This window comes from Teredinibacter haidensis (genome assembly GCF_014211975.1).
Taxonomy (GTDB): Bacteria; Pseudomonadota; Gammaproteobacteria; order Pseudomonadales; family Cellvibrionaceae; genus Teredinibacter; species Teredinibacter haidensis.
On the sequence record NZ_CP060084.1, the window covers coordinates 2,434,462 to 2,459,470 of the forward strand.

A 25,009-nucleotide genomic window follows, 5' to 3' on the forward strand; every position below is an offset into this window, starting at 1 on the left:
CAGTATTTGGGGGGGCTAAGCTACGGAGTGCCGCCCGCAGGCCAATGCGGGCGGCGGTATGCCATTCACGCCTATTGCAGACGAATTGTTCGAAACGTTGGCCGACCATCGCGGAAGAAACGAATAGGCTGCAAACTATCAGATGGCAGCCCCTTAAGAACACGAACGTAATCATCCAGTGAATCAATCTGCTCAAACCCCAGCTGAGCAATAACGTCTCCCGGCGTAACACCGGCATCGGCAGCGACGCCAAGGGGGTCAACCTGTGTAACCAGCACACCACCACTGATGCGCCACTTATCACGCAGGGCAACATCTACGACTTCCACCACCAAACCTAAACGATCCGTACCCATACCGTTTTCAATGCTGGTAACTGACCCCGGCGTATCAGCCCCCTCAAGACGGCCAACAGTCGCATAAATGGTTTTGCGCTTCCCTTTTCGCATAACTACAACGGGAACTTCACTACCGGGAGATGTCGAGCCAACCACGTGAGGTAAGTCACCTGAGGTTAAAATGCTGTTCTTGTCAAACTTGAGAATAATATCACCAACCTGAATACCCGATTTATCTGCAGGGCCACCGGGCTCCATTTGCGCGACTAAGGCACCCTGAGGTTTTTTCAGCCCAAAGGAATCCGCCAAGTTTTTATCCACTTCCTGAATCACCACGCCCAACCAACCGCGATCGACATGGCCCTTCTCTTTAAGCTGAGAGACAACATTCATAGCAACAGAAGAGGGAATGGCAAAGGACAAGCCGATAGATCCACCAGAGCGGGTATAAATTTGAGAGTTCACCCCCACAACCTTGCCCTCCATATTGAACAGTGGGCCACCCGAGTTACCCGGATTAATCGCCACATCGGTTTGGATAAACGGCACATAGTTTTCGTTCTTGTCAGTCGGAATACTTCGACCAATCGCACTCACAATACCGGCACTGGCCGAGAAATCCAGCCCGAAAGGAGAGCCAATGGCAACAACCCACTCGCCAATTCGAAGAGCGTCGTCTTTTGCCAGCTCCAGATAGGGAAGCTTCTCTTCATCCACTTTTAGTAACGCCAGATCGGAGCGAGGGTCAGAGCCAATTACCATGGCCTTGAACTCACGCCGATCAACCAGGCGGACAACAATCTGATCCGCATCTTCTATAACGTGGTAGTTGGTTAACAGATAGCCATCACTAGAAATAAAAAAACCGGACCCCATGGAGTGCATATTGCGCTCAGGCATCTGCCTGGGCTCGAATAAATGGCGAAAAATATCGGGAATCTGTTGCCCTGGCGGCAAGTTAAACCCCCCCTGTTTCACCTTGGTTACTGTGTTGATCTTCACTACCGCAGGCGAAGATTTTTCTATAAGCGGGGTAAAATCGGGAAGGTTGTAGCTGGCAGCAGAAACCACAACGGGCAACACCAGCAGAATAAACATCAAACACCGAGCAATCATTCGTCTTCTCCGAGAATGCGTTAATTAAAATCTCCCGACTCCGTTGACTGTCGGGCTGCTATTCAGAACATAAAAGGAGGTATTAGGTTCCCTTGTTTACATCCTGAATCGCACCTTCAGGCAACAAAACCGCCTGGAGACAACTATTAGGTTTAAATATTCGGGCGTACCAACGAACAATCAAGCCCCCAAAAAACAATCCTGCTGCAGCGGCGGCTAAAAGCGCTAACTCGTGATGCGTGACAAGCGTAGCAACTCCAATCAACAACAACATAAAAACCAAGGGGAAGCCGTAGCTGATAAGGGCTGCCCGCACAAGCGCAGACTCTTCAACACCAATGGAAACCCACTCACCAACGAGCGGAAAAGAAACCGGCCTGGGGCTCGGGTAAAGTGCTTTGATACACGTATAACGACTATCCGCCGTAACCAACAGTTTTTGACCACAACCATGTCGTGCCCGACACTGCATGCAAGCGGATTGTTTGAGTGTTTCTACCCACACGCCATCACTGTCGACAGCGACCACTGTTCCACTTTCACTTAGCACGACAGTCTATATCCCAAAAGAAGAAGTTAACGGTTGATTCGCAAGAGGGTAGTGTACGTGTTGAAACCGGTCAGGACAAAATATTAGCCCGATGACTGGCTGGGTACCGGCGGAACACCAATAGACTGCATCACGCGAACGGCTGACGCCTGAGGTACCTCGCCGACAAGGGTAATATGGAGAAAATGCTCGCCAACGCGACGCAACTCCATGACCACCAAAATAGCGCCCCGCTGAGCAATGCCCCGAGGTATACGGGAACCTTTGCTTTCCGGCACCAGATCGGGGTTCACAAAGACGGAAAATGACGCGAGGCCATCGGTGTAGGTATGCACCAAGCCATCTTGCTCGGTCCAGCGCGAATTACTTAGGGTGAAGCCGCCTGGCAACCATGCAGGCAACCATACTTGCGTATCTTTGACGCGGTGATCAGATTGGTTTTGAGTCGTCTCCGGCTCGCCACAATCAAGCTCTGCGGCGCTTACCCCCGACAAAGCTTCAAGCTCTCCGGCCTGCCACTTTGGGTTGTAGTCGAAAGCCACGAATTGCATGCGCTCTAGGACTTTGTTAGGCAGCATAATCAGAGCTTGCAGCAGCACACCCGACTCCACATCGACACCCAAACGCATACCAAAGCGTTGGTTGTCTTTCGGCAACAATTGCACAACAGCCACCCTGCGGCCAGCAACGCGGTCATAACCCTTAAAAAAAAGGTGGTAGTAATCATTAAAGTGAGAAGCGTTCCCCTGGCTGGTCGCCAAAGTCGCACCACGAACCATTCGCCCAGCCAGAGATTCGCAGGAAGCGCGTCGACCATCCTTCAGCAATTTCTGCTCAGGGCCATTCAAAAGGATATAGCGCTCATGCTCCACACCATCAACAACCGCGTGGGCTAACTCAAGCGTTTCGAGGCTTCCACCGTGCTCATAGGTAAACACACCCCGGTAATTTTGGGTGCGCATGGCGGTAGTTAGCTGAGAAAGGATTTTTTCCGCTGAGGGTTCGGTTTCAACAGACCAACTATTAGGCACCAAAAGGCCGACCAGAATAAACGCCTGTATAGGCAGTGCAAAATATTTCGTTAGCAGAGAGAACACGAATCACGACACCTTGTTAGCGAAAGTGCAACCCAAAGCACTTTGCGATTGGGCTGCATTATAACCGAGTAGCTATAGGAAACTATTCGCCTAAGCGGCTGGATGCAGAATTAACCGGCTCTTCAGCTGCCTCGCTTGCAGCAGTTTCGGGCTTATCAGACAGGGCATTAAGGTCTGTCAAACGGGCTATGGATAACACCCCTAAATCGCTATTGCTGGAGACCTGTTGAGCGTGAATCATCATTAAACGATTGAATTGCGCCTGCAAATCCGGGTCTACTGCTGGGTGCGCATTTTTCACGTTTTCAGGCAACGCCTGGATAGCGCCCGTAAAAGGTAGCGGATTAGCTTGCCCGCCCTGGGCAGTACTAACGGTACGCGCAGATAACGCAGGGGAACTGAAACCTGCAGGAATAACGGCCGAGTTGAGATCGGGAGCAATCAAAGGCTCTCCATTTGCTAGGCTGCCTCCTGGGTGACCACTGGAAGAGAGGACATCAACCCCGACTAGCTGGGGAACACCAAATAGTAGGCCCACCGCTACGGACGCGGCAATACTACTTTTCGCCAACACATCTAACCATCTGCCCTTAGACTTGGATGCCTGACCACTGTGTACCGCCTCCTGAGCAATTTCCATTCTAATCTGCTCAGACAAATCAATACCCAGCAATGGTGAACTCTCTTTTTTCATAACCGAGCTCGCGATATGGTAGCGCTGCCACTTGGCCCGAACACCACTATTCGCCTCGGTTTCTTTGAGGATACGTCTTAAATCGAGATCGTCACCCTGATTATCCAGTAGTGCCGAAATGGATTCACTGACCGCCGTGCCTATATTGTCTGATGGTTCGTTTGTTGAACGAGAGTTCATATGCAATAACGCCTGGTGTGTTGATCGCCGCTCTTGCGGCTGTCGTTCTTGATGGTGAATTTGTGGAAAACGTAGCCTATTCAATGAAGCTTCTGAGATCCACCTCTTGTGACCATGATCACGCTATTTTGTTTCACCTTTTACAACATTTTTTTAGAAAGTTTTACCTGAAGCCACGCCGCATCACATCAAATGATTCATCTGTTTATCGATGGATTCCCTGGCCCTGAAGATACGCGAACGCACAGTCCCCACTGGACAGTCCATAACCTGCGCGATCTCCTCATAACTCAAGCCCTCCATCTCGCGCAGCGTGACAGCGGTACGCAAATCCTCAGGCAGGTCACGGATGGCTCGATGCACAACCTCTTCCAGCTGATCGCGCATCAACTGCCCCTCAGGAGTGCCCAGGTCTTTTAGCTGCTCACTGCCACTATAGAACTCCGCCTCCTCCACATCCACATCCGAAGATGGGGGCCTGCGACCACGGGACACCAAGTGATTCTTTGCCGTGTTTATGGCAATACGGTATATCCAGGTATAAAAAGCACTGTCACCACGGAAATTAGGCAACGCCCGATAGGCCTTAATAAAGGTTTCCTGAGCGACATCCTGAACTTCCGCACTGTCTTTGATAAAGCGGCTAATAATGGCAAAAATTTTATGTTGATACTTCAAAACCAACAGGTCGAATGCTCGCTTGTCTCCTTTCTGGACTCGAGTTACAAGCTGCTCATCAGTTTGCGAAGCGGATTGCACCGCCATGGACTACTCCCCAACCTCTCCAGCTAAGGAGAACGAATTATCTTTTTTTAGTGCTTACACTTCGGGAAACAAATTTCCGAAGTGTAAGCACTACAAAACAACCAATAACCTACCGCCGCAAATAACAGCACCACAAGTTCATCAGATCAATCGGCTATAATAAAGTTCCATGCGCCAACGATTTTTAACCCCTGCGCAACGCCTAAGGTTTGGTCTAATCAATAAATATCAATGGATAGCCGTTGCTTTATTACAGCTTCATGAACCAGATAAGGTATAGTTCCCACTGTTTGTAGACGTTAAACAAAGATATGAATACTAATCAACCAACATCCGATTTAAATTACGACGTTCTTATTATAGGCAGTGGTGCTGCTGGCCTCGCGCTAGCTCTGAATCTGCCCTCAGATACCAATATAGCTGTACTCAGCAAAAGCGACCTCAATGAAGGGTCTACCTGGTATGCCCAGGGGGGCATCGCGGCGGTTATGGACGACAACGATTCGGTTGAATCGCACGTGACCGATACACTGAGAGCTGGTGCAGGCCTATGCCATAAAGATTCCGTTGAATTTACGATTAGCCACAGCACCGCTGCGATCAAATGGCTTATTGATCTAGGGGTGGACTTTACCCGAAGGAAAGACAAAGGTGATTATCACCTTACCCGCGAGGGAGGTCACAGCAAGCGTCGTATTATTCACAGCGCCGATGCCACTGGAAAAGCCGTGCACACTACGCTGCTAGAAAAAGTCAGTGCCGCCGAAAACATTACACTCTACGACCACTATATTGCTCTCGACCTTGTTCAACAGATCGACCCGGCGAGCAAGAAATTGCGTTGTGCTGGCGCTTACGTGTACAACCACCGTACAGACAGCGTTGAAGCCTTCACCGCAAAGTCAGTCGTGCTTGCCACGGGCGGTGCCAGTAAAGTGTATCTCTACTCATCCAACCCCGATGGCGCAAGCGGTGACGGTATAGCGATGGCCTGGCGGGCGGGCTGCCGAATAGCAAATATGGAATTTAACCAGTTCCATCCAACTTGCCTGTACCACCCCAAAGCCAAATCGTTTTTAATTACAGAGGCTGTCCGAGGTGAAGGTGGTAAATTGCGACTGCCGAACGGTGAGCGGTTTATGGATAATTTCCACGAACTGGGCGAACTGGCGCCGCGCGATGTCGTCGCCAGGGCGATTGACCACGAGATGAAGCGATTAGGTAGCGATTGCATTTATCTCGATATCAGCCACAAATCACCGAGTTTTATAGCATCCCACTTCCCCACAGTACAAAAAGAGTGCGCTCGTTACGGAATCGATATTACCAAAGAAGCCATTCCGGTGGTCCCTGCAGCCCACTACACCTGTGGCGGTGTCGTTGTTGATAAAAATGGTCAAACCGACCTGCAAAACCTCTACGCCATTGGAGAAACGTCTTTTACCGGTCTTCACGGCGCCAACCGCATGGCCAGCAACTCCCTGCTTGAATGCATTGTGTTTGCACAGTCCGCAGCGAAAACCATTAGCGAGAAAACCCAGACTATTTTACCACTGGAAGCCATTCCTCAATGGGATGAAAGCCGCGTAACTAACTCCGATGAAGACGTTGTTATTTCCCACAACTGGGACGAACTAAGACGATTTATGTGGGATTATGTAGGCATTGTGCGCACGCAAAAAAGGCTGGAGCGAGCCTCCCACCGTATAAAACTGCTGCAAAAAGAAATTCACGAGTACTACTCCAACTGCAAGGTAGGTAACGATTTAATCGAGCTACGCAACCTAGCAATGGTTGCCGAGCTGATAATACGTTCAGCGATGCAACGCAAGGAAAGCCGTGGCCTGCACTACTCTATGGATTACCCGGAACGCGCAGAGATTGCCCGCGACACCATTATTGTGCCCACGAACTTCGCCGCACAGGATATTATTGTTCACCACGGCTAAAGGTATCATTCGACAGATTTTTAAATAGAACCCGCAACTTTCGAAAATCATCGGCACAGGAAAGGCTCCCGGCAACAATAACAAGTGAACGACCAAGAAAAATTGAGCCTTCCTGTGGCTTGTAGCGAATAATAACGATAAGACGGGTCAGTACCAAGTCCCTTAAGACAATAGGATGGAGCTTACCTTCCGTATCACAAAGGAAGATTCGGTTATCTTCAAGCTGGATACCGGTAACAGAATTCAGCTGACGCCAGAAACACCCCTGCCGAATTAGACTCAACACAAGAAGCAACAGCGCCCCGCCCTTTGCCCAGGGCATTGCGTCCAGAAAAGCTATCAATATAACGCACAGGCTGTGCAGGAGAAGGCTAAGATATTTCAGCCAGACGACGGGCCGCAGAGAAAAGAAAGTTGCCGATAGTCGCTTCGGCATCGGCGCTACTCGACCTGTTTACCCGTGTGACTCTGCACAATCCGTACAATTTTTTGAATATCAGGGTCTTCCGATTCCCCTTTGCGTAAGAACCAATTGAACATATCCTGATCTTCGCATTCCAGCAACTCCTGGAATAATTTTTGCTCATGCTCTTCAAGTGTTTGATATACGTTTTCGACAAAGGGCGCTAAAATCAAATCCAGCTCCAACATGCCGCGACGTGCAGCCCAACGTAAGCGATTAATTTCCATAAACAAAAATACTCAATAGCGTTACCATTAGTCGCGCCCAATCACCGGTAACGACCCTGTCGCAAAACGAACACGAAGATTGTAACACGCCCATCAATCGAGTAATTAACTCCTCAAAGATTGCAGACAATGAATAACTGGCAAAGTACTATCGAAACGCTCACCCTTACGAAATATCCGCAACCCTGTGACGGGCCTGTACTCGCTCCCCTTGGCGACTATAGATTGCTCACCATAAAAGGTGAGGACGCGATTAAATTTCTACAGGGTCAGTGTACCTGTGATTTTACCGGATTAGAGCAAGGCCTATGGCTTCTGGGTGCCCATTGCAATGCCCAGGGCCGAATGCACAGCAGCTTTTATGCCGCAAAATTAAGCGACGACACTATTGGCCTGCGCATACACAAAACGCTTGCCGAAAGTGCACTCAATGCGCTGCTTAAATATAGTGTTTTCTCCAAAGTTAAAATAGAGATACAAGCCGCGTGGATGATTGGGTTCCATCTTTCAGAAGACGCGCAACACCTCCCAGGCACTTCGATAGCTCGACCGCAAATAGGCCAAGTTTCTCACCCTACTGACGATTCATGCCTGTTGCAGCTGGATGGCAACTGTAGTGAACTTTGGTTAACTCATAGTGAAACCTTTCAGCAGCTGTGGCCAAAAGTTAGCAGCAATATAACGGTATCTCCAAACGAATATTGGCAGTTGCAAAACATCATTCAGGGGAGAGCAGAGGTTCAAGACTGCTCCGCAGAACAATTGTTACCACAGGAACTAAATTACCAACTGATCGATGGCGTTTCCTTTAGCAAAGGTTGCTATACGGGCCAGGAGATTATTGCTCGCATGCACTATAAAGCCACACTAAAAAAACATCTTTACCGCTGCCAGTATTCGCTCACAGACGACCCTACATTAGCGAAATACGGAACCAATATACGTGATAGCGATAGCGCTAAAAAGCTGGGTAGTGTGATTCATTGCGTTCAGGCGAGTGCCAATACTGCACAGATGCTTGTTTTGGTAAACGACGAGGCCGTCACTCAAAACAACGCAGTTCTCGAACTCCAATCACAAGTAAAACTTTCATGGTTACCCCTTCCTTATGCTATACCTTAGTAGAAGCGAATAGCCGTAAGACTTAACTGCCAAAGCGTTACCCCAGCCCTTGATCAAGGTTTAAACAGTTATCCGCCCTTCCGTTTTTTACCACGAGAGATCGAATATGAATGTCCTTGCTGAAAAAGTTTCGCAAGATATAAAAGTTGCAATAGATAATGACAAACTGATACTCCCTACGCTGCCAGAAATTGCTTTAAAGGTGCGCGAGGTCGCTAACGATGAAAATGCCAGCATTAAACAGCTTGGCAATGCTATTAGCTCAGACGCTGCACTGACAGCCCGCATTATCAAAGTCGCCAATAGCCCCCTGTTTCGCGCTCCCCGAGAGATCGAAGACTTAAATATGGCTCTCGCCCGGCTCGGTATGCAGTACACAAGTAATCTGGCCACAGGGCTAGCCATGGAGCAGATGTTCCAGGCTACATCGGATTTTATCGATAAACGCCTTAGGGCCGTCTGGTCCCGCTCCAGCGAAATAGCTGGTATGTGTCACGTATTATGTAAACACTGTACGAAATTGCGCCCCGACCAAGCTGCACTAGCGGGATTAACTCACCAAATCGGCGTTCTTCCTATCCTCTCCTATGCGGAGGACAATCCCTCCATTATGCGCGACAGCATGACTCTGGATAGTGTTATCGAAGCCGTTCATCCAGAACTCGGCGTCAAAATTTTAACCACCTGGGAGTTCCCCAAGGAAATCCGCAACGTCCCTGTTGACCATCTTAATTTTGGGCGAAATATCGCCAATGCCGACTATGCAGACTTGGTTACCGTGGCGATGCTGCAAAATCGAGCAACCGAAGAGCAAAACCGCTACACTAATCTGGATTACACCAAGGTGAAAGCATTCTTCAGGCTGGATCTGGACCCCAATATTGAGGCGACCGAAGCTGAAGATTTAAGTGAAGAAATGGAAGCTGCTCTAGCCATGTTGCAGGCATAGCCCGACAAAGATAGAAAAGGATCATGGGTCACCAAACCGTCTCCCCGCAGCAAGGTCTGCGAGAGCCAATCATAATAATCAAGGGCCCATGATTAACTTCACACTCGCACTCCCCACGCGCACGCTTGGGCCAAACACCCCTGATATTCAGGCATTGTTCAAGGTTTGGGTCGCCGAAAAATCGGAGGCCGTCTGGATTTGATAAAAGACTCCACTCCTACCCTATAAACTCGGATAAAAGCCTTTTAGAATTATTAGGGCTAACTAGGACTACTCATTTTCCCGCAATATCGTTAGCCAAAGTAAAAAAGCTGCCATAACACTATTGTCATGGCAGCTTTTTTTGAACTCAAAAAATATTATCGAATATCCTATTTAACGCAAAGTCAACACTACTCCGCCGCAAATGGTGTTTCAAGGAAATTAGTGCCTTTGAGCTGAACAATAACATCCATACTTCCGCCACCCAAAATCATGCTCTTATATAAATCCACAAGATTTTGTTTGTTTACCTGATCAAAAGCCGCGATTAACTGTTGCTTGGAATCGTAAGCAAATTTTCCCTCGTAGAAATCACCGAGCCACGGCTGCATTTCTTCATAGATATCCAATGATTGCTTATTGAGCTGATCCAATTGTGATTTCTTTATCTGCTCAATCACCTCGCTATCCGTCGCTTCCAGCTCCGCCAAAAACTCTTCACGAAATCGATCCATTCGACTTTTCACTTCGGGTAGAGACGCGCCGTTACTCTGAACAAAAAACATTAACCCAGGATAATCCTCCACCATTTTTGGCGCTGTACCGACAACATAGCCCAACTGTTCATTGGTTCTCAACTGCGTAAAAAAACTGTTTTTGGTTAAAGCGTTCAACGTTACCATTTGCGCCTTGCCAAGGTACGACACTGTTGGCGATACAAAAAGGTGAACAATTGCGTTATCCGTATGTCCGCTGAGAGCTTCCTTGTAGCGCAACTTCGTACCTACTTGTGGCATTTTCACCGATCTATGGAATCTTTCCATTGTCACTCTATCTTTCGGCAAATCCGATTCGATTGAGCTAACAATATTCATCAGTTTTTTTTCTGTGTAATTCCCATAAGCAAATACCCTCAGTTGATTTTTACCCATCAGCTTTTTCTGAAACGCGACAAGGTCACTGCGAGTTAAGGTATCTACCGCCGCCTTTTCTTCTTCTCGTGACCAGCCGTTTTTCATCAATTCATTTTGCAGTATTCCGAACATTTGCCGAAATGGTGGAGACTTCTCCCTATTTTCCAAGTCCTGACGCAGCGAGTCGCGACTTTTAGCAAATTCTTCCTCGCTTACCTGCCAATCACCAAATGCTGCAAAAACACGTTTGGCAAGCAATTCATGTTTGGCATTAAATTCACTCAGGGATGTCACCAGCTCGTTACCATTGAAGTGAAAACTGAGGCCAATACCCGCTTGTTGAGCGCGATCAATAAGCGATAGCTGTTGCGATTGCAGAACCTTGGCATAGAGCTTAGCGAACAATTGATCTTCAACTGAACTCTCTGCCACATCGGTATTCAATAGAATTTCTATCTTTCCTTTTTGATCCTGGAAGCCTTTACTGTGGGTCAGCCATACCTCAAGACCATTTGATTCTCTTATTAGCTTTGGCCGCTCAATAGCACTCGGAACAACCTCAGCCATTTCTTTCGAAAATAAATCATTTTCTGTGGGTAATACAAAGCTCATACCACTGGCTAGGGTTTGCCAATGCGCCTTATCTTCCACTGTAATGTCTTCAATACGATACTTACCCTCATGGTAGGGGATCGGTTTTTCCGCTGTTTCGTTTTGACTGATATACCAGATTCGCGCACGCTCTGGCTTCAAGTAGCCCAACACCTCTTTAACGGCCTGCTTATCAAAACTTTGGTAGACAAAAGGGTTGGCTATCACCCACTCAGGCTCAAACTTCAATAAAGTTGAACTCAGAGAAATGGCTGTTTGCAAGGGCTGTTGCATTTCCATATTGGCAAATTTCTTTTCTTTAATTGCCTTTTGCTCCAGAAAATACTTCTCATCAACACCCTGCTCGCGAATCAAATCCACGTAGGAAAAAATGGATGCTATTATTTCATCGCGCTTTTCCATCCCCAGATCGGTAAGATCGGCATAAATATCAAAACTGCCATCGTAGTCGTAAGCTGCCGGGTCAACTTGAGCATAAAGAGCCTTAACTAAATTCTGTTCTCTCAGCTGCTGAGCAACGGTTCCTGGCTCCTCCGAGGCCAACAGGCTTACAACGTAATCGTTGGGCTTATACTTCCACAGTTTTTGGTTATTCCCCATAGGGAAACGCAGCATCAACATTTTTAAATCCATCACGGATGCATAGTGGATCTTCTTTCCCATTTCCGTTTTTCGAACGCCAGTAACCTTCACCGTCGGCGGCTCGATATTTTTATTCGATACCGCGGCGAAATGCTTACGTGCCAAAGCCTCTTGATCCTCCAGACTTTTATTACTCACCACCACCAGTTTCATAATATTGGCTGAATAGTAACGATCAAAAAAAGCGACCAATTCTTCGTTTAGTACCGACCCAGGTTTATCGATCAGCGTTTCCAGGTTACCCACCGCTAATTGGCTAGCGGGGTGCTTCGGGTTACCGGTAATACCGTTCAGGTAATTGATAATCCGCCCGTCCTGACTGCGGCCCATTGACCATTCGCTATTCACCGCATTGCGCTCTTTATCGCTGAACTCAAGATCGAAACGTGGCGCCTTAAAGTAGTCGCTGAACATATCCATAGCTTCATCAAGCCGTTCGGCAGGCAGCGAGAAAAAGTAGTTGGTGTGGTCGGGTGCCGTGTAGGCATTCCAACGACCAGAGTTATGATCGATAAACTTTTGCAGGGTATTGGGCTCAGGGTACTTTTCCGTGCCCAGGAACAACATATGCTCCAGATAGTGGGCCAATCCCTGCTGATGTTCCGGGTTCTGAAAACTACCAACACCCAAAGCTAACGAAACTGCCGCGATTTCGCTACTGGTGTCCTGCACCAGTAACACTTCCATTTGGTTATCCAGCGTCAGCGTCGCATACTCCCGGGTGTCCTTGGGGCTTTTTTGTACAATAGCTGGATCACTATTATCTACAGACGGTATTGGCGCCGTACAGCCGCTTAATGCCGTTACTATCACCATAAAAACCAGGGTGAAAGACCGTTTTTTTATCATCAGATTATCCTTTGTACAGTTTCAGTTTGCCCGGGGACACAATACTATCAGCAACAAGCGCCAACCACACGGGGGCATAGCCAGTATGAATAGGCACGAAAAGTTAAATTACATTGAATTTGCATCCAGAGATCTGACCGCAACCAAAGTCTTTTTCTCCAGGGTATTTGACTGAAAATTCCAAGACTACGGACCGGAATACAGCGCTTTCAACGATGGAGTACTAGATGGAGGCTTCTACCAAGCAGATATGGCGACATCCTACAGCGCCAGCGGTGCGCTGGTCGTTTTTTTCAGTGAAGATCTTCAGCAAACACAACTAAAGATTGAACAGGCGGGAGGCCAAATGGTTAGAAGCGTTTTTAATTTTCCCGGCGGGCAACGATTTCATTTTTGTGAGCCCTCCGGCAATGAATTCGCCGTTTGGTCTGACAAGTAGGGCCAAAAAAAACGCCACCCGAAGGTGGCGCTTTAGTTTTTCAAGGCCTGCTTGATTAGCCCAACTGAGGACCAGCGGCAACCAGAGCTTTACCTTCATCGTTATCGGTGAACTTGTCGAAGTTCTTAACGAACAAGTTAGCCAGCTTCTCGGCTTTGGCATCCCAATCAGCGACATCTGCGTAGGTATCACGTGGATCAAGGATACCGCCATCAACACCAGGCAGTGAAGTAGGAACTTCCAAATTGAAAGTTGGAATATTCTTGGTTTCTGCCTTATCTACGCTTCCATCGAGAATCGCATCGATAATGCCGCGAGTGTCTTTGATGGAGATACGCTTGCCAGTACCATTCCAACCGGTGTTAACCAGGTATGCTGTAGCGCCAACAGCTTGCATACGAGCAACCAGTTCCTCTCCGTACTTAACCGGATGCAAGGTCAAGAAAGCTTTACCAAAACATGCGGAGAAGGTTGGAGTTGGTTCAGTAATGCCACGCTCAGTACCCGCCAGTTTGGCAGTGAACCCAGACAGGAAGTGATACTGGGTTTGCTCTGGAGTCAGCTTTGATACAGGAGGTAATACACCAAAGGCGTCAGCAGTCAGGAAGATAACTTTCTGAGCATGACCGGCACGTGAGGGAGGTGGAACAATGTTGTCAATGTGGTCAATAGGGTAAGACACACGGGTATTTTCTGTTACAGAGCCATCGTCGAAATCAATCTTACCATTTTCGTCAACGGTCACGTTTTCCAACAGGGCATCACGCTTAATAGCGGCGTAAATGTCGGGTTCACTTTCTGGGTCGAGGTTAATGGTTTTCGCGTAGCAGCCACCCTCGAAGTTAAATACACCAGAGTCATCCCACCCGTGCTCGTCGTCACCAATTAATCGACGCTTAGGGTCGGTAGACAGAGTCGTCTTGCCAGTACCAGACAGACCGAAGAAAATAGCAACATCGTCATCTTCACCAACGTTAGCAGAACAGTGCATGGAAGCCATGTGATTCAGCGGCAGGTAGTAGTTCATCATCGCGAACATACCTTTCTTCATCTCACCGCCATACCAAGTACCGCCGATAACCTGCATCTTTTCGGTCATATTGAACACAGTAAACACTTCTGAGTTCATACCGTGTTCTTTCCACTTAGGATTCGTGGTTTTTGATCCGTTCATTACAACGAAATCTGGCTCACCGTAATTTTCAAGCTCTTCCGCGGATGGGCGGATAAACATATTCGTTACAAAGTGCGCCTGCCAGGCGACTTCAACAATAAAACGTACTTTCATGCGGCTATCTTCATTAGCACCACAAAAAGTATCAACAACGAACAAACGATTACCAGAAAGCTGATCAACCACTAATGCTTTAAGGTCTTTCCATACTTCTGGAGTAACGGGCTTGTTATCGTTGTGGGCAATTTCGGAGTCCCACCACAGATGCTCCTTACTAACATCATCAAGAACAATGAATTTGTCTTTCGGGGAACGGCCGGTAAAGATGCCTGTATTAACCGAAACTGCACCCAGCTCAGTTACTATTCCTCGCTCAAAACCTTCCAGATCAGGATTTGTCTCTTCTTCATACAGCTGATCAAACGAAGGATTGTGGACAATATCCTTAACGTTGGTAATGCCATACTTGGAAAGGTCTATATTTACAGCCATTATGTTGTCTCCCAGGTTTAATTATTAGATGGGTAATAAAAATCCAAAAAACGGTGTCAACTTAGACTTTAGACTATATTCAGCTCACACCGGGATTATTCAGCAAACTTATGGTGTTGTATATTTAAGCGGCCCCCATTATATGGAAGCGGCTATTGGCAGGGAAATTTTACTGTTGACGCACGTCAAGATTTGCTTCTACTTCGGAAAAATAATTCAAAATACGAATTTATCGTCCGAAAAACAACCTAATATTAAAAACGTAATAATCAACCAACTTTATACATACAGTAAGTTATTAACGATTTTAACGTGCGCGCAATATTACACCGACCAATTAATTGGCGATATTTCTTTTGATGCCAAATAGTGGTTCGCCATAGAAAAATGGCTGTTTCCAAAAAAACCACGGTAGGCGGAGAGAGGTGAAGGGTGTGGAGACTTAAGTACATAATGACGATGTGTATCGATAAACTGGCCTTTTTTCTGGGCATAACTACCCCACAACATAAAAACCAGATTTTCTTTGCGGGAATTAAGTGCTTCTACAACAGCATCGGTAAAAACTTCCCAGCCTTTTCCCTGATGTGATCCTGCGCGCCCCTGCTCAACAGTAAGTGTGGCATTTAACAAAAGCACGCCGCGCTCTGCCCATGACTGCAAACAACCCGTATCGGGTATAGGCATGTTCAGGTCTTGAGAAATTTCTTTGAAAATATTTTGTAATGATGGAGGAAAGCGAACACCGGGCAAAACCGAAAAACACAGTCCGTGTGCCTGACCCGGACCGTGGTAGGGGTCTTGCCCCAAGATAACAACTTTAACGTCGGAAAAGGGTGTTGTATTAAGCGCGTTAAAAACATTACCGCCAGCAGGGAAAATATTTTTCCCTGCGCATTTTTCTTCCTGTAAAAACCGTTTTAGCTGTTGCATATAGGGCTTATCAAATTCTTCGCCCACGACATCCATCCAGCTTGAATGCAATTTTATTTTGTTATTGCTTTCCATCATAATTTACCCTGTTAACTATTCGGGGCGCATATGAGGAAAGAGTAAAACATCGCGTATGGATGGAGAGTCAGTCAAGAACATGACCAAGCGGTCAATCCCTATACCCTCACCCGCCGTTGGCGGTAATCCGTATTCCAGAGCACGCACATAATCGGCATCGTAGTGCATTGCTTCGTTATCTCCTGCATCTTTTTCCGCAACCTGAGCCTGAAAACGCTCGGCCTGATCTTCGGCATCGTTAAGCTCGGAAAACCCATTGGCAATTTCTCTTCCGCCAACAAAAAACTCAAAACGATCAGTAACAAATGGGTTGTTATCACTGCGGCGTGCCAGCGGTGAAACTTCGGTTGGATATTTTGTGATAAACGTTGGTTGTTCTAAACGATGCTCAACAGTTTTTTCGAAGATTTCAATTTGTATCTTACCCAATCCCCAGAAATCCTTAACGGGAATACCCAAATCCCCGGCCACTTTTTTGGCCGCATCCAAGGTATTAATATTGTCGCTGTTTAATTTCGGATTAAAGTGCAAAATAGAATCGAACACACTTAAACGCTGGAAAGGCTTGGAGAAATCATAGGTTACCGTTTCGGCTTCTTCACCGTCTTTCGCCGGTTTGGTATTCACAACGGTAGTTGAACCCAGAACGGTTTCCGTCAACTGGCGCAGCATATCTTCGGTTAGATCCATCAGGTCATTGTAATCGGCGTAAGCCTGGTAGAACTCTAACATTGTAAATTCGGGGTTGTGGCGGGTAGACAATCCCTCATTACGGAAATTGCGGTTAATTTCGTACACACGCTCAAAGCCACCGACAACCAATCGCTTTAAGTAAAGCTCAGGCGCAATACGCAGGAACATATCGATATCCAACGCATTGTGGTAAGTCTCAAATGGTCGTGCAGTCGCGCCGCCAGGAATGGCCTGCAGCATGGGTGTTTCCACTTCCAGAAAATTACGGCCATTCAAGTAGTCACGGATAAACTGTACAACCCTAGAGCGGGTCACGAAGGTATTGCGTACATCCGGGTTTACAATTAAATCCACATAGCGCTGGCGGTAGCGCATTTCCTGATCAGCCAGACCGTGAAATTTGTCTGGCAACGGGCGCAAAGCCTTGGTGAGCATTTGGTACTCGTCCAGATTCACGTAAAGATCGCCCTTACCGGATTTGTGCAGTACACCACTAACACCAATGATATCGCCCAAATCAAGGGACTTGGCAAAAGGTCGCGCTTCTTTGGTGACATACAGCTGGATCTGGCCACTGCCATCCTGAATCACCATAAAGGCACCGCGGTTGCGAATCACCCGGCCCGCAACGGAAAAGGTCATGCCTTTCCCTTCCAATGCCTCCTTGGTTTCTTCACCGTAGGTGTTCTGTAAATCCTGCGCTTTTGCGGTTGGGCGGAAGCTGTTGGGGAAAGGGTTACCTTGCTCTCGCAGCTCAGCCAGTTTGGCACGACGCTCGGCGATCAGTTTGTTTTCATCTTGTTGAACGTCGTTTGGATTTTGCTTACTCATGGAATAGTGATTCCTAACTTAACTAATATGAAAAGGGTGTCGGACCAGAAGAGTGTGTAGCGTTTATTCTGAGGTCGTCGCCGACATCGCTATACGGTATTCTGGAACGATAGACTGGGGAAATCAGCGCAGAATAACGGCGTGTATTGGCGCTCAGCCCCATTGAAGAAATTGCACAGACTCTCCGTGCAGCGAAATAACATTTATAAACCAGCTTTCAGGCTCGCTTCAATAAAATCATCCAGCTTGCCATCCAGAACAGCCTGACAGTTGCTCGTTTGGACACCTGTACGCAAATCCTTAATACGCTGATCATCCAGCACATAAGAACGAATCTGGCTGCCCCAGCCAATATCCGACTTGCTATCTTCCATTGCCTGCTTCTCGGTATTGCGCTTGAGCAGCTCCTGTTCGTAGACACGCGCACGCAGCATTTTCCAGGCTTTATCGCGGTTAGCATGTTGTGAGCGCTCACTCTGGCATTGCACTACAACCCCACTGGGCTCGTGAGTTAAACGGACAGCAGAATCGGTTTTGTTGATGTGCTGACCACCAGCACCGGATGCACGGTAAGTATCGGTACGAACATCGGAGGGATTGATATCAATCTCAATATTGTCATCAATTTCTGGCGACACAAAAACGGACGCAAAGGAAGTGTGGCGACGATTACCGGAATCAAACGGCGATTTACGTACCAAGCGATGGATGCCGGTTTCTGTTCTCAACCAGCCAAAAGCATACTCACCTTCAAAACGAATCGTGGCACTTTTAATACCTGCCACTTCCCCGGAGGACGCTTCCTCAAGCGTGGTTTTGAAGCCTCGATCTTCGCCCCAGCGCAAATACATACGCAAGATCATTTCGGCCCAGTCCTGAGCCTCCGTGCCGCCGGAACCCGATTGGATATCCAAATAAGCATTGTTGGGATCCATCTCGCCAGAAAACATACGACGAAATTCCAACTTGGCCAACTGCTGCTCCAGGCCGGCAATTTCACCTTCCACATCGGCGATAATATCTTCGTCGTCTTCCTCAACCGCCATATCGATCAAATCACGACCGTCTACGACACCCTGGTCTAGGTTTTCGATGGTTTCGACTACAGCTTCCAGCGAGGAGCGCTCTCGCCCCAATGTTTGCGCGCGCTCCGGCTCGCTCCAAACGTCTGGTTCAGCCAGCTCCAGCTCTACTTCGACTAAACGCTCTTTCTTCTCAGCGTATTCAAAGATACCCCCTAAGCACATCAGTACGTGCTTGTAGATCAGCCAACTTATTCAATAGGGGATTAATTTCCATAGAAGAACCATTCAGAAACGGGAGAAAAATGCGCGCGCATTGTACCTCAGGCCACATGTTTCAACAAATGAAGGAAAAACACGGTGAGTACAGGTTAACAGTTGCGAACGAGCTTGTTAACATTGGCTAAATGTGTCGCGGCTAAAGGCTTTAAGACCATAGCAGTAAACACCACCTCGTCTACACTTCCAATAATAACTTACAGAGGTAGCAAAACATGGTTAGGCGCCAAACCACCCTCGCTCTCGCAGTGACCCTGTTATTCTTAAACGGATGCTCCAATAACGACGATAACCAGCCAGAAGATGGCGTTGCTCCCGCTGATAAGACCTACGTTGTTTTCAGCCCTGCAACCAATGAACTCCCTATCCCCAATGATCTTCTCTTTGGCAGCGAACCGTTAGCCGATGGCACTATGTATGCTGGCAAAGACCCTGCAAACCCTGTTATCAGCGGTATAGACCATTTGGATGGCAACTCGGTTCTCGCGCCTATCGATATTGCCTTCAGCGGTTCTTTGGATGATTCTCAGTTACTGGACGCGTCCAGTTTTATCGGTGTCGATGGCAACGTGGCTCCCAACCCTTACCAAAACGTGTTCCTTCTGCCTCTCAGCTATCCAGGAGGTGATGCACTGGTCCAAGCCTCCGTGAACGGTACCAGCGTGGAAGTGCCCACTTTCTCCGAAGCCGTTGTTTTTCAAACCGCTGCTGCGACCCGCAATGCCACAATGATGGCCGAATTGGCTAGGCCTACCGTACGCGCAGAGCTTATCAGCCTTGACGGTGTCGACAACAATACCATTCGTATTACGCCACTTAAGCCCTTACAGCCCGAAACCAAATATCTGGTCGTTATTACTCGCATACTCGATGCGGAGGGCAATTTTGTTTACCCTTCAAGTGCTTATGATTTTATCCGTAACCCGGAAAGCAATCTGGGGAATCTGGGGCTTGACCCAGTTAGAGGAGCCATACAGGGCTGGGAGCGTCTTGCTGGCGGGTATTTCAGTTTTATCAGCAGTGTCTTTGAAGCCGCAGGCGTCCCCTTGCAAGCCCCGTCGGCAGAAGAGATTATCTTTACATTAACCTTCACAACCGGCGGTACAGACGCTGTGCTTACCAGCCTGGCCGCGCCTGAAACCTTCTTTGAGAAATCACTCAGCACGCAATATAAACAAGGTGCAATTGCCAAGTTGGTATCCGGCGAATACAACGTCAATGGCGATAACAGCGCCATGACTTCAGTTACAGATGGCGCAATCAACAGTACCCTGCACGCTCTGCTAACCTCTCCCCAGCTGCCCGATGGCTCGCCCAATACTCTCTACAGCCAAGCACTTGTCGGCGCCATTGCCAACGGTGCAGATTATGCGTCTATCGCATCGGATGGCTCGGCGGCCTATATCATGCAAAGAGCAGTGGCGGAAGCGGCAATGGCGGTACATGATAGTGGCGATGCCCAGCAGGGGGATCAGCAGCCCTATGTCGATATCGCAACCGAAGCAGCTGGAACCGTTGCCGCTTTAGCTCAGGGAGCAAACGCAGCCGTTAGTGCAATATTTCCGATTCCCGCAGCGAGAGAGAACAGCTTCTACCGTGTGGATTTGGCGTCGAACATCAACCCTGCACTTCAGGCTCCAGCTCTGATCTATCAAGGGCAGATCGCTCTGCCGATCTATCAACCGTTACCCGAAGGCGACGATGGCAGTAATATCACCAATAGTAGCTGGCAAGCCGATGCAAACACCATCGGCGCTCTGCTTGATATTGCCCAGAGCAAGGAAATGGGTACAACACCGCCATCCAACAAAATTACCTACCGCTTTCCCTTCCCGGCCAAACAAGCGAATGTCACTGTTCCACTGATTGCAACTCTGCCCGAACCCAGCACACTTGCTCTATTTGGCATTACCAAGCCCGAAGCGGGCTGGCCAGTTGTTATTTCAATTCCCGGCATTACCGCTGAACGCAGTTCAACACTGCCAGTAGCTGACGCGATGGCCTTCGCCTGCATCAACAGTACACAAACGGGTCCTTCCGGTGCGCCCTGCTTTGCGTCGATAACCATCGATCGCCCCTTACATGGGATAGATGCTGACGGCGCACTGCTTGACGGTCTGCACAGTGTTACAGATCCCGATATGGCAACGGAAGCCAATCTGCCTGATGCACAAGTATCGGAAAGCCTTACCGAGCGTCATTATGATTTTACCGCCGACGCCGCTGCCAATGCGGTTCCCATGAGCTATGCAGGGAGATTTGGCAGCTCCGGTACGCTCTATATTAACTTGAAAAACTTCGCTAGTACGCGCGACTCTCTGCGTCAGATGGCGCTCGACCTGCTCAACTTGAATGCCTCTCTGGCGACGATGGATATCGATGGCGATGGCCTGCCCGACTTCGATACCAGCCGGGTCTATGTCTACGGATTATCACTGGGGGCAATGGATGCGATTAATTTCATCGCCCTCAATAACAACCCTGCCATACAGGCAAGTCCCTTCAGCAGTTTGCCGAAGATTCAGGCCCTGGTGGCAAATTCTGGTGGCGGGATGGTTACACGATTACTCAGTAATTCGCCCCGTTTCTCGCCCAGAATTTTGCCTGCACTCGCCACTGCCAGTGAGGAGCTTATGCCAGGCACCAGCGGCCTCGAAACGTATTTCAATGTATTCCAGGGCGTTGTCGATTCCGGCGACCCCGCTAACTTTATCTCGCTGCTGAGCCAATACGGTAATACTGGTATACTTTTCTCGGAAATTATCGGCGATCAAGTTATCCCCAACGCTGCGGACACCATTTGGGGTGAAGCTAATTCACCACTGCAGATGATAACCGAAAGTGGCTTTAGTATCGAAAACCTATCGGCCCCACTGACAGGAACGGAGCCCCTCGTAGCACTTGCCGGAGCCATAAAAACTGCAGAGGCTACAGCAACGGGTAAACCTGCCATTTTGGTCAGCCGTTATATCGAGGGCGATCACACGGCGGCGGCGGCACCAACCAGTAGCGAAGCCGCGTTTTTTGAGTTATTGCAACAAGCCGTTACCTTTTTTAGCTACAACGGCGTTGTACCGACTTCCATTGTCGTCAATCCAGACGTTATCGAACCCTAGGACTTACTCTTTACCTCCGATAGCCGACCCCACCAGGAACGGCTATCGGAAAACAAATATAACTTTAAATATCAACAACTTAAAAGATCTTGTTGACAAACAACCTTATAAAACTACAATAACTTACTGAAATGACCTTTTAGTGAGAAGAACACGCATGGAATTCCTGGAAGCGGACCACAAAGAATGGCTGCAAATGTGGGAAGAATTATCGAATTATCCTCTAAATGAGGGTGATGCCATATGCTTGTTTATGGATGTCTGCTGGGAATATATGGGCTCCAGCGAAGATCATCACCACTTTCGGCACCGCTTACACCCTCGTACGGGAAAATCAGAATTTGTCTATGTAGAAAGGCGCCGCGCCGCCCTTAGCTGGGCAAAAACGGCCTAGCGCGCTAATTCGTAATCGGCTCCAAATAATCCACCATCAACTGCAGCTTTTGCTCACCACGATATTCGTTAACGTTTAACTTATAAGCTAGCTTAACGTAGTGCAGCTCCTGATTCGGCCATATTTCCACATCCACATTAAAGGCGATGGCATCCAGCGCCACGCCAGAATACTCGGCAGGTGTGAGCTGCAACTTCAAATGTTTCTCTCCCACCAGCCTCTGGGACAGGATCCGAAAATTACCATCAAAACAGGGCTCGGGAAAAGACTGCCCCCAGGGCCCAAACTGCTCCAATTGCAGTGCGCTTTCAAGGCTAAAAGCGTCAACCTCCAGCTCCCCGTCGGTTAACAATTCAGCTTCTGGCGCTTGGCCATTCAGCAACTTACTCACAACGCTTTCGAATGCGGTCTCGAACTCCGCGAGCCTTGACTCATCCAACGATAACCCCGCCGCCATCGCGTGCCCACCAAATTTACTCAGTAAGCCAGGCCAGCCAGTGGCCACACGATCTAGAACATCACGCAAATGAACACCGGGAATAGATCGCCCGGAACCTTTGAGAGAACCTTCTCCACTGGAGGCAAAAATAATCGTTGGCCTGTGCAGCTTATCTTTAATACGGGAAGCTAGAATACCAATGACGCCCTGGTGCCAATCCTCCTTGTAGAGACAAAGACCCAAGGGCCAGCTCGTTTGCTCTTGCAAGAGGCTATCGAGGAAGCCCATCGCTTCTTTTTGCATCGAGCCTTCGATAGCGCGCCGCTCGCGATTAAGGCTATCCAGCTCCGAGGCAATCTGGCGAGCTTCATTGGCACTTTCCGCCAACAGGCAACGAATTCCCAAACTCATATCATCCAACCGCCCTGCAGCATTCAGCCTTGGACCAGCCACAAACCCCAAGTCAGATGCTGTTAAGCGCTGCAGTGAGCGGCCACCTACTTCAAACAAGGCGCGAATACCCGGCGCGCAATAACCTGCTCGCATGCGCCGCAGGCCTTGTTCGACAAGAATCCGATTATTGTGGTCCAGCGGCACCACATCTGCCACCGTACCTAGAGCCACCAAGTCAAGAACCTCAGACATTCGGGGTTCAGCGAGCTGCTGCTGTTCAAACCAGCCCTCTTGCCTCAAGCGCGCCCGCAAGCCATTCATCACATAAAAAATAACACCAACACCCGCGAGATTTTTACTCCCGAACTCACAATGGGGCTGGTTGGGGTTCACAATGGCTTCAGCCTCTGGCAGAGTCCCGCCAGGTAAGTGGTGGTCGGTAACGAGTACTTTCATACCATGGCGGTGCGCAGCCTGTACTCCATCGAGACTGGCAATCCCGTTGTCCACCGTTATTAACAAATCAGGGGAGAGCTTGGCGATCTGCTCGACAATTTCAGGCGTTAGCCCATAGCCATACTCAAAACGATTAGGAACAAGGTAGTCGACTTTAGTAAAACCAAAAGCTCTTAAGCACCGAACAGCCAGGGCTGTACTGGTTGCACCATCCGCGTCAAAGTCACCCAAAATACATATTCGCTGCTGATTCGTTAGCGCGTTAAACAGTAATTCTGTGGCGGCTTCAAGCCCACGCATCGCATCGGGCTTTAGTAATTGTTTTAGCTGGTAATCAACACCATCCATAGAGCCAACACCTCTATTTAGTAACACGTTCTGCAATAATGGAGGAAGCGTCTCCATGCTGCGGTCACTTGGTTTTACTGGCGTGCGTCTTCGAATATTTTTAATCATTTAGTCGATATTATTGATAAAGATGGATGGATAACAAGGATTAATTTAACGTTTAACTGGCTGAATAAATCAGGGGGCTTACTGCGGCCCAATAGTGCTCAGTAGCGAAACGCTGCAAGTAATTTTTCCGCTTTCTGCAGCGTTCTTACCAAAACAAAGCAATTGCCAACCGGACAAGATTAAAGAACCCCTGCTCCAAGCTCACTCGCCGGACCTGATCACCAACGCGCCCACTTGAGACCCCTTTCATTTTTGTCTCGGCGGAAAACTAGCGCCAAGACATTATTGATTACCACATACTCACACCTGTGAGACACGGCTAATTTTCCGATGAAAACGCTGCATTTCACTGTCGAACTGATCGTAAACCATGTCGATGGTGGCGCTGGCGATATTAAAATATTCAGAGGCTGACACAACGCCCAGTCCCTCAAATATTTGTGCTTTTACAAACGCGATAAACAACTCAACGTCCTGCTTCTGTTTATTGCTAATACAGAAATTTCTTTCAAGCTGCATAGAAATAATTACTAAGTTGCCACTAATCATTTCCCGGTATTTCTGCCGCGTGTCTGCAGAGAGATTGCCAGCCAATACCTGCATACCCAGGGCCCGACACTGACCAATAAATTCCCCCATGGAAAGAAATTCTTTCCACACGACTTTGGTTCCTGTGTAGCGAGTATTTTCTTCAACCTTAAAGTGGTTGGCCGCATCACCCAGAAGCTGCAACAGGGCCACAACTAAACGTGAATGCTGGTCGAAACAATCCTCAGCCGCCATCGTCTCACAATTGACCGACAGCCCCGCCCAATGACTGGTCATACCCTGCCAATTTTCATTTACAGAAAGCCAATCGCTTAAAGCAGATAGCTTCGCAATATCAGCGACAACCTGATCTCGCAGCGGTAATATTTCTGAAGATTTATCCGTAATACCCGAAAGGCGTGCACTGGTTAGGCCTCTGTGTTTCTGCAGATGCACCAGCATAATGCGACCGGCCTGCAGTATTTGAATCCCAACCAGTAAACGCTTGCGCTGCTGATCACGTGCAAAGGCAATCAACGCAAGTAGCGATAGCAACGCTATCGCCGTAAAAAGCCACATAGCAAAAGTGAATGTTTCCGTCATAGAGACCTCCGCGGA

20 protein-coding genes are annotated in these 25,009 nt (G+C 48.3%); 6 read left to right on the top strand and 14 right to left on the bottom strand.

Annotated elements, in window-relative coordinates; translation table 11 throughout:
- Positions 1-71 precede the first annotated feature (71 nt).
- The 5 genes from H5715_RS09450 to rpoE form a co-directional block, all read right to left on the bottom strand.
- Positions 72-1,454 carry a Do family serine endopeptidase gene (locus tag H5715_RS09450; protein ID WP_075185585.1) on the bottom strand — a complete coding sequence of 461 codons (1,383 nt, stop codon included), beginning with the start codon at positions 1,452-1,454 and terminating at the stop codon, positions 72-74.
- A gap of 82 nt (positions 1,455-1,536) precedes the next feature.
- Positions 1,537-2,004, bottom strand: coding sequence for a SoxR reducing system RseC family protein (locus tag H5715_RS09455; protein WP_075185586.1), 468 nt, complete (start codon positions 2,002-2,004; stop codon positions 1,537-1,539).
- An 83-nt stretch (positions 2,005-2,087) separates the two neighbouring features.
- Complete coding sequence (locus tag H5715_RS09460; RefSeq protein WP_246434752.1) at positions 2,088-3,101, bottom strand: MucB/RseB C-terminal domain-containing protein; 1,014 nt, start codon at positions 3,099-3,101, stop codon at positions 2,088-2,090.
- 82 nt (positions 3,102-3,183) lie between these two features.
- Positions 3,184-3,975, bottom strand: coding sequence for a sigma-E factor negative regulatory protein (locus tag H5715_RS09465; RefSeq protein WP_075185587.1), 792 nt, complete (start codon positions 3,973-3,975; stop codon positions 3,184-3,186).
- Positions 3,976-4,158: 183 nt separating this feature from the next.
- Positions 4,159-4,740: an RNA polymerase sigma factor RpoE gene (gene rpoE / locus H5715_RS09470; RefSeq protein ID WP_075185588.1), complete on the bottom strand. Its 582-nt coding sequence runs from the start codon at positions 4,738-4,740 to the stop codon at positions 4,159-4,161.
- Between the two features lie 311 nt (positions 4,741-5,051).
- Between rpoE and nadB the strand changes: the two genes are divergently transcribed.
- Positions 5,052-6,689 (top strand): L-aspartate oxidase, encoded by a 1,638-nt coding sequence (nadB, locus tag H5715_RS09475; protein WP_075185589.1) that lies wholly within the window; start codon positions 5,052-5,054, stop codon positions 6,687-6,689.
- On the opposite strand, the gene H5715_RS09480 is transcribed toward nadB, so the two are convergent.
- Both H5715_RS09480 and H5715_RS09485 read right to left on the bottom strand, forming a co-directional pair.
- Positions 6,670-7,125 carry a protein YgfX gene (locus H5715_RS09480; protein ID WP_075185590.1) on the bottom strand — a complete coding sequence of 152 codons (456 nt, stop codon included), beginning with the start codon at positions 7,123-7,125 and terminating at the stop codon, positions 6,670-6,672. The two genes, nadB and H5715_RS09480, sit on opposite strands and share 20 nt — an antisense overlap.
- A gap of 5 nt (positions 7,126-7,130) precedes the next feature.
- Complete coding sequence (locus tag H5715_RS09485; protein WP_075185591.1) at positions 7,131-7,379, bottom strand: FAD assembly factor SdhE; 249 nt, start codon at positions 7,377-7,379, stop codon at positions 7,131-7,133.
- Positions 7,380-7,508: 129 nt separating this feature from the next.
- Here H5715_RS09485 and ygfZ point away from each other — a divergent pair, with 129 nt between their 5' ends.
- The gene (ygfZ, locus tag H5715_RS09490; protein WP_075185592.1) at positions 7,509-8,501 is read left to right on the top strand and encodes a CAF17-like 4Fe-4S cluster assembly/insertion protein YgfZ; all 993 of its coding nucleotides are present in this window, start codon (positions 7,509-7,511) and stop codon (positions 8,499-8,501) included.
- Positions 8,502-8,607: 106 nt separating this feature from the next.
- The gene (locus H5715_RS09495) at positions 8,608-9,450 is read left to right on the top strand and encodes an HDOD domain-containing protein (RefSeq protein WP_075185593.1); all 843 of its coding nucleotides are present in this window, start codon (positions 8,608-8,610) and stop codon (positions 9,448-9,450) included.
- 392 nt (positions 9,451-9,842) lie between these two features.
- On the opposite strand, the gene H5715_RS09500 is transcribed toward H5715_RS09495, so the two are convergent.
- The gene (locus H5715_RS09500; protein WP_075185594.1) at positions 9,843-12,668 is read right to left on the bottom strand and encodes an insulinase family protein; all 2,826 of its coding nucleotides are present in this window, start codon (positions 12,666-12,668) and stop codon (positions 9,843-9,845) included.
- A gap of 250 nt (positions 12,669-12,918) precedes the next feature.
- Here H5715_RS09500 and H5715_RS20480 point away from each other — a divergent pair, with 250 nt between their 5' ends.
- Complete coding sequence (locus H5715_RS20480; RefSeq protein ID WP_343044317.1) at positions 12,919-13,107, top strand: VOC family protein; 189 nt, start codon at positions 12,919-12,921, stop codon at positions 13,105-13,107.
- A 55-nt stretch (positions 13,108-13,162) separates the two neighbouring features.
- Here H5715_RS20480 and pckA read toward each other — a convergent pair whose 3' ends face one another.
- From pckA to prfB, 4 genes are all read right to left on the bottom strand, one after another.
- Positions 13,163-14,773 carry a phosphoenolpyruvate carboxykinase (ATP) gene (gene pckA, locus H5715_RS09510; protein WP_075185595.1) on the bottom strand — a complete coding sequence of 537 codons (1,611 nt, stop codon included), beginning with the start codon at positions 14,771-14,773 and terminating at the stop codon, positions 13,163-13,165.
- Between the two features lie 324 nt (positions 14,774-15,097).
- Positions 15,098-15,781 (bottom strand): uracil-DNA glycosylase, encoded by a 684-nt coding sequence (gene ung, locus H5715_RS09515; protein WP_221892379.1) that lies wholly within the window; start codon positions 15,779-15,781, stop codon positions 15,098-15,100.
- Positions 15,782-15,799: 18 nt separating this feature from the next.
- A complete protein-coding gene (lysS, locus tag H5715_RS09520) occupies positions 15,800-17,308 on the bottom strand; it encodes a lysine--tRNA ligase (protein WP_075185598.1) in 1,509 nt (502 codons plus the stop codon).
- 203 nt (positions 17,309-17,511) lie between these two features.
- A protein-coding gene (gene prfB / locus H5715_RS09525; RefSeq protein ID WP_139309776.1) for a peptide chain release factor 2 occupies positions 17,512-18,607 on the bottom strand; the annotation gives its coding sequence in 2 pieces (ribosomal slippage) (positions 17,512-18,534 and positions 18,536-18,607; 1,095 coding nt in all).
- Between the two features lie 217 nt (positions 18,608-18,824).
- On the opposite strand from prfB, the gene H5715_RS09530 reads away from it, so the two are divergent.
- Positions 18,825-21,725, top strand: a complete 2,901-nt coding sequence (locus H5715_RS09530; RefSeq protein WP_075185600.1) for an Ig-like domain-containing domain — start codon at positions 18,825-18,827, stop codon at positions 21,723-21,725.
- Between the two features lie 157 nt (positions 21,726-21,882).
- Positions 21,883-22,119: a 4-diphosphocytidyl-2C-methyl-D-erythritol kinase gene (locus H5715_RS09535; RefSeq protein WP_075185601.1), complete on the top strand. Its 237-nt coding sequence runs from the start codon at positions 21,883-21,885 to the stop codon at positions 22,117-22,119.
- Positions 22,120-22,123: 4 nt separating this feature from the next.
- Here the strand turns inward: H5715_RS09535 and recJ are convergent, their stop codons facing one another.
- A complete protein-coding gene (gene recJ, locus H5715_RS09540) occupies positions 22,124-23,812 on the bottom strand; it encodes a single-stranded-DNA-specific exonuclease RecJ (protein WP_246434753.1) in 1,689 nt (562 codons plus the stop codon).
- Between the two features lie 351 nt (positions 23,813-24,163).
- A complete protein-coding gene (locus H5715_RS09545; RefSeq protein WP_075185603.1) occupies positions 24,164-24,994 on the bottom strand; it encodes a nitrate- and nitrite sensing domain-containing protein in 831 nt (276 codons plus the stop codon).
- Between the last annotated feature and the right edge of the window lie 15 nt (positions 24,995-25,009).